We start from the raw sequence: 6,378 nt of genomic DNA on the forward strand, positions 1-6,378 counted from the left end.
CCCACAAACGGCCCCAACGCCGCCGCACACTCACCCAACCGCTCCGCGAACACCGGCGAAGACTCCAACAACCCCACCGCCATACCCACCCACTGCGACCCCTGACCAGGGAAAACAAGCACCGCATGGTCTCGGGCCGTCGCCATCCCCCGTACCACACCGGGGGCCACGTTCCCCTCGGCCAACACGCCCAGGCCGTTGACGAGACCGTCCCCGTCCCCCGCCAGTACCACCGCGCGGTGCTCGAACACACTGCGCGTGGTCGCCAACGACAGCCCGACATCCGCGGGCGACAGCTCTCGGCGCTCACGCACATACGCCAGCAGCCGCTCCGCCTGCGCCTCCACCGCGGTCTCCGACCGTCCGGAGAGCACCCATGGCGTGATCTCCGGCTGCTCCCCGGCCGGGGTGTCGTCATCGACACCACGGCCAGGGACATCGTCGAGCGGGGCCGCTTCCAGCACGGCGTGGGCGTTGGTGCCGCTCATCCCGAAGGAGGAGACCGCAGCGCGGCGCGGCCGTCCCGTCTCCGGCCAGGGCGTATCGTCCGTCAGCAGGCGCAACCCGCCCTCGGACCAGTCCACATGTGGCGATGGCTCGTCCACGTGCAGGGTGCGCGGCAGCACGCCGTGTCGCATGCCGAGCACCATCTTGATCACACCGGCCACACCCGCCGCCGCCTGTGTGTGCCCGATGTTCGACTTCACCGAGCCCAGCAGCAGCGGCCGTTCCTCGGGGCGGCCCCTGCCGTACGTGGCGAGCAGGGCCTGTGCCTCGATGGGGTCGCCCAGCTTGGTGCCGGTGCCATGTGCCTCGACCGCGTCCACCTCGGCCGCCGACAGACCGGCGTTCGCCAGCGCCGCGCGGATCACCCGCTGCTGCGAGGGGCCGTTGGGCGCGGTGAGGCCGTTGCTCGCACCGTCCTGGTTGATGGCGGTGCCGCGTACGAGGGCGAGCACACGGTGTCCGTTTCGGCGGGCGTCCGACAGGCGCTCCAGCAACAGCACACCGACGCCCTCCGCCGGGCCGAAGCCATCGGCGGCGGCGGAGAAGGGCTTGCAGCGCCCGTCCGGGGCCAGCCCCCGCTGGCGGCTGAAGCCGACGAACGTCCAGGGGGTGGACATGATGGCGGTGCCACCGGCCAGGGCCAGGGAGCACTCGCCCTGCCGCAGCGACCGCGCGGCCAGATGCAGCGCCACCAGCGACGACGAGCACGCCGTATCGACCGCGACGGCCGGCCCTTCGAAGCCGAACGCATAGGCGAGCCGACCCGAGGTGACGCTGAGGGCGTTGCCGGTGAGCAGATAGCCCTCGACACCGCTCGACGGCCGGATCGGACCCGTGCCGTATCCGTGTGATCCGGCACCCACGAACACACCGGTCTGGCTGCCGCGCAGGGAGGCCGGGTCGATACCCGCGCGCTCGAAGGTCTCCCAGGATGTCTCCAGCAGCAGTCGATGCTGCGGGTCCATCGCCACCGCCTCACGCGGTGAGATGCCGAAGAAGGCCGCGTCGAATTCACCCGCGCCGTCGACGAAGCCACCACGGCGCGTGTAAGTCTTCCCTGGGACGTCGGGGTCGGCGTCGTAGAGCCCGTCGAGCTCCCAGCCACGATCCTCGGGGAAGCCGGATATCGCGTCGCGGCCCTCGGTCAGCAGGTCCCACAGCTCCTCCGGGGACCGGACGCCGCCGGGCAGACGGCACCCCATGGAGACGATGGCGATCGGATCGTCGTCCAGCTCGGCCCGGGTGACGGGCGCGGGTGTCGAGGGGGCATCGTCCTCCCGGAGGCCGAGCAGCTCCATGCGGAGGTATTCCGCGAGCGCGGCGGGGGTCGGGTAGTCGAAGACGACCGTGGCGGCCAGCCGCTCGCCGGTGGCCGCGTTCAGCCGGTTCCGCAGCTCGACCGCCGTGAGGGAGTCGAACCCGTGCTCCTTGAAGGAGATCTCCGGCTCAACGGCGTCCGGTGTGCTGTGGCCGAGGACGGCGGCGGCCTGGTCCTGGACCATGCGCAACACCAACCGCTCCCGCTCCGCGTCGCCCACCCGGCGCAGACGCTGCCGTAGCGACGCCTCCTCCGCTGCGAGCGCCGTCTGGGCCAGTGCGCGGCGGACCACGGTGGCCCGTTCCGGTCGGCCGCCGCCGGGCTCCGCTGTCGCGGCCGCGAACCGCTCCTCCGTGGCCGGCCGCGCCACCAGCGCGTCCACCGTGGCCACCGGTGTTCCGGCCGGGTCGGTGACCAGCGCGGACAGGGTGTCGGTGCCCTTGTGGGTCAGCCGGACGCGCAGCATTGACGCCCCGGTCGCGTGCAACGACACACCGCTCCAGAGGAACGGCAGGCGGATGCCGTCCACGTTGCCCGAGAGGGGCGCCAAGCCCGTCTGCAAGGCGGTGTCCAGCAGGGCCGGATGGATGCCGAACCGGGACACCTCGCCATGGGCTTCCTCGGGCAGCACCACTTCGGCGAAGACCTCATCACCGCGGCGCCATACCGCGCGCACACCGCGGAAGATGGGCCCATATGTCACCCCGGCGTCGGCCAGCCGCTCGTAGAAGCCGGTCATATCGACGGACTCGGCGCCGGTCGGCGGCCATATGCCGAGGTCAGTGGCGTGGCTCTGAGCCTCGCCGCGGGCATGGCCGTGTGCTTCGCTGAGGGCTTGGCCGTGTGCTTCGCCACGGGATTCGCTGTGAGCTCGGTCGTGGGCATGGCCGTGTGCTTCGCTTTGGGCTTCGCTGTGGACCAGCGTTCCCGAGGCGTACCGGGTCCACGGCCGGTCCGCCGTGTCCTCCGGCCGCGCGTACACCCGTACGGGACGTCCGCCGTCCTCCTCGGGGCCGCCGACGGTCAACTGGAGCTGCACGGCGCCCCGTTCGGGAAGCACCAGGGGCGCCTCCAGCGTCAGCTCCTCCACGCGATCGCATCCGGCCGTGTCACCGGCTCGCAGCGCCAACTCGACGAACGCGGACGCGGGCAGCAGGGCCCGGCCGAGCACGGTGTGTTCGGCGAGCCAGGGGTGCGTACGGAGTGATAGGCGGCCCGTCAGCAACCACCCGTTCGAGTCGGGCAGCGCGGTCGCCGCACCGAGGAGGGGATGGTCGGCGGAGGTCAGTCCGGCCAAGGACACGTCGCCCGCGACGGCTGAGGGCTCGACCCAGTAGCGCTGGTGCTGGAAGGCGTACGTCGGCAGATCGACACGTCGGGCGCCGGTGCCCGCGAACATGGCCGCCCAGTCGACGGCGGCACCGCCGACGTATGCCTCGGCGAGGGAGGTGGCGAACCGGTCGAGACCGCCTTCGTCGCGGCGCAGGGATCCGACGGCGGTGATGTGCGTACCGTGATCCTGGGCCGTCTGCTCCACACCCATCGTCAGGACGGGGTGGGCGCTGGCCTCGATGAACGTATCGAAGCCGTCCGTCAGCAGGGCCCGGACGGTCTCGTCGAAACGCACCGTCCGACGCAGATTGCGGTACCAGTACCCGGCGTTGAGTTCCCGGGTGTCCAGCACACCTGCCGTGACCGTGGAGTAGAACGGCACCGACGACGGGCGTGGAGCGATCCCCGCGAGGGTCTGCTGAAGCTCGTCCTCGATGGCCTCGACATGAGCGCAGTGGGAGGCGTAGTCGACGGGGATGCGACGCGCCCGGACCTCGTCCGCCTCACACGCCGCCAGCAACTCGTCCAAGGCGTCCGCGTCGCCGGACACCACGACCGCCGACGGGCCGTTCACCGCCGCCACCGACAGCCGCTCGCCCCACACCGCGAGCCGCTCCCGTACGCGCTCCACGGGCAACGACACCGACACCATGCCGCCCAGCCCCGACAACGCCCGCAACGCCTTGCTCCGCAACGCCACCACCTTCGCGGCGTCCTCCAGCGACAACGCACCCGCCACACACGCCGCCGCGATCTCACCCTGCGAATGACCAATGACGGCCGCGGGCTCCACACCGTACGAACGCCACAGCTCGGCCAGCGACACCATCACCGCCCACAACACGGGCTGCACCACGTCCACCCGCTCCAGCGCCGCGGGGTCGCTGAGCACCTCCGCCAACGACCAGTCCACGAACGGCGCCAACGCCGCCGCACACTCGGCCACCCGTTCCGCGAACACCGGCGAGGAATCCAGCAGCCCGGCCGCCATCCCCACCCACTGCGCCCCCTGACCGGGGAAGACGAAGGCGACGCGGTCCGAGGAGCCAGTGGCCACTCCGCGCACCACACCGGTGGCCTCGCGGCCCTGGGCCAGCGCGGTCAGGCCACTGACGAGCGCGGTACGGTCGGCGCCCAGCACCACCGCCCGCCGGTCGAACACGGCACGCGTGGTGACCAGCGACAGACCGACATCAACCGGCGCCGGACCGGCCTCCTCGCCGACCATCGACAGCAAGCGCGCGGCTTGGTCCCGGAGCCCCGCGTCGGACCGCGCCGATACCACCCACGGCACCACACCGTTCGGCTCCGAAGGGGCGTCCGTGGCGGCATCGGACTCCGTCGGCCCCTGTTCCAGGATCACATGGGCGTTGGTGCCGCTCACGCCGAAGGAGGAGACGCCCGCGCGACGGGGCCGACCGGTCTCGGGCCATGCCACCGGGGCGGTCAGAAGCTCCACCGCACCCGCGGACCAGTCCACATGCGGTGATGGCTCATCGATGTGCAGGGTGCGCGGAAGCACGCCGTGGCGCATGGCCAGCACCGACTTGATGACCCCGGCCACACCGGCCGCGGCCTGGGTGTGGCCGATGTTGGACTTGATCGAGCCGAGCCACAGCGGCCGCTCGTCGGGCCGCTGCTGCCCGTACGTGGCCAGCAGCGCCTGCGCCTCGATGGGGTCGCCCAGCGTCGTACCCGTGCCGTGCGCCTCGACCGTATCGACGTCGGCGGCCGACAGCCCGGCGTTCGCCAGGGCGGTCCGGATCACCCGCTGCTGCGACGGGCCGCTCGGTGCGGTGAGGCCGTTGCTCGCACCGTCCTGGTTGACGGCGGAGCCACGTACCACCGCCAGCACCTGATGGCCGTTGCGGCGCGCGTCCGACAGCCGCTCCAGCAGCAGCAAGCCCACGCCCTCACCCCAGCCGGTGCCGTCGGCGGCCGCAGCGAACGCCTTGCACCGGCCGTCAGCCGCCAGACCACGCTGGCGGCTGAACTCCACGAAGAGTTCGGGGGTGGACATCACGGTGACACCGCCGGCGAGCGCCAGCGAGCATTCGCCTTGGCGCAGGGACTGCGCCGCAAGATGCAGCGCGACCAGCGACGACGAGCAGGCGGTGTCCACCGTGACCGCCGGGCCCTCGAAGCCGAAGGTGTAGGAGATACGTCCGGAGACGACGCTGGCGGCGCTGCTGGTGACCAGGTGGCCCTCGACATGCTCCGCTGCCGCCCGGCGCAGGCTGGTCGCGTAGTCCTGGCCGTTGCTGCCCACGAAGACCCCGGTCTGGCTGCCCCGGAGCAGCGTGGGGTCGATCCCGGCCCGCTCGAACGCCTCCCATGACGTCTCCAGCAGCAGCCGCTGCTGCGGGTCCATCGCCACCGCCTCACGCGGCGAGATGCCGAAGAACTTCGGGTCGAAGTCGCCCGCTCCTTCGAGGAATCCGCCCTCGCGGACATAGCTCTTGCCGTGTTCGTCCGGGTCCGGGCCATAGAGCGTGTCCAGGTCCCATCCGCGGTCGGCGGGGAACTCGGTCAGCACCTCGCGCCCGGCGAGCAGCAGCTGCCACAGGTCTTCCGGCGTCCGCACCTCGCCGGGGAAGCGGCAGCTCATGGCCACAATGGCGATGGGCTCGTCGTCGGTGGCCACGGCGACGGGCACGGCCGCGTCCGCGCCGTTCTCCAGCCCGAGCACCTCGGCGCGCAACAGTGTGACCAGCGCCGTCACGGTGGGGTGGTCGAAGAGCAGGGTGCTCGGCAGGCTCAGCCCGGTGGCCGCGTTCAGCCGGTTGCGCAGGGTCACCGCCGCAAGGGAGTCGAAACCCAGTTCCTTGAAGGCCCGGTCGGCGTCGATGGCCTCGGGGCGGCGATGTCCCAGGACGGCTGCCACATGGGACCGCACGAACTCCAGGAGGACACGGTCTTGTTCCGTCGTCCCCAGCCCGGCGAGTCGGCTCCGAAGCGCCCCGTCACCGGTCGTGGCCTGGTGAGCGGTGTCGGGTGAGCCGTCGGCCATGAGGTCGTGCAGGAGTCGGCGCGAACGGGTGTCCGCCATCGTCCCGGCCAGGGTGTCCCACTCAACGTCGGCGACGATCAGGGCCGCTGCCGTCGGGTGGTTGACGCTCTGCTCCAGGGTGGCGATGGCCGACTCGGGGTCCATCGCGGGGAGGCCATGGCGCCGCCACCGGTCCGCGACGGCCTCCGCCATGCCGTTGTCGGCCCACGGC

The 6,378-nt window shown here is 71.8% G+C and carries 1 protein-coding gene; it reads right to left on the reverse strand.

What is annotated here, in order from left to right; translation table 11 throughout:
• Positions 1–6,378: type I polyketide synthase (locus NP777_RS46325; protein ID WP_308405412.1), on the reverse strand; the 6,378-nt coding region annotated here is incomplete at both ends.

This window comes from Streptomyces rugosispiralis, assembly GCF_024505145.1.
In the GTDB taxonomy this organism is placed as follows: domain Bacteria; phylum Actinomycetota; class Actinomycetes; order Streptomycetales; family Streptomycetaceae; genus Streptomyces; species Streptomyces rugosispiralis.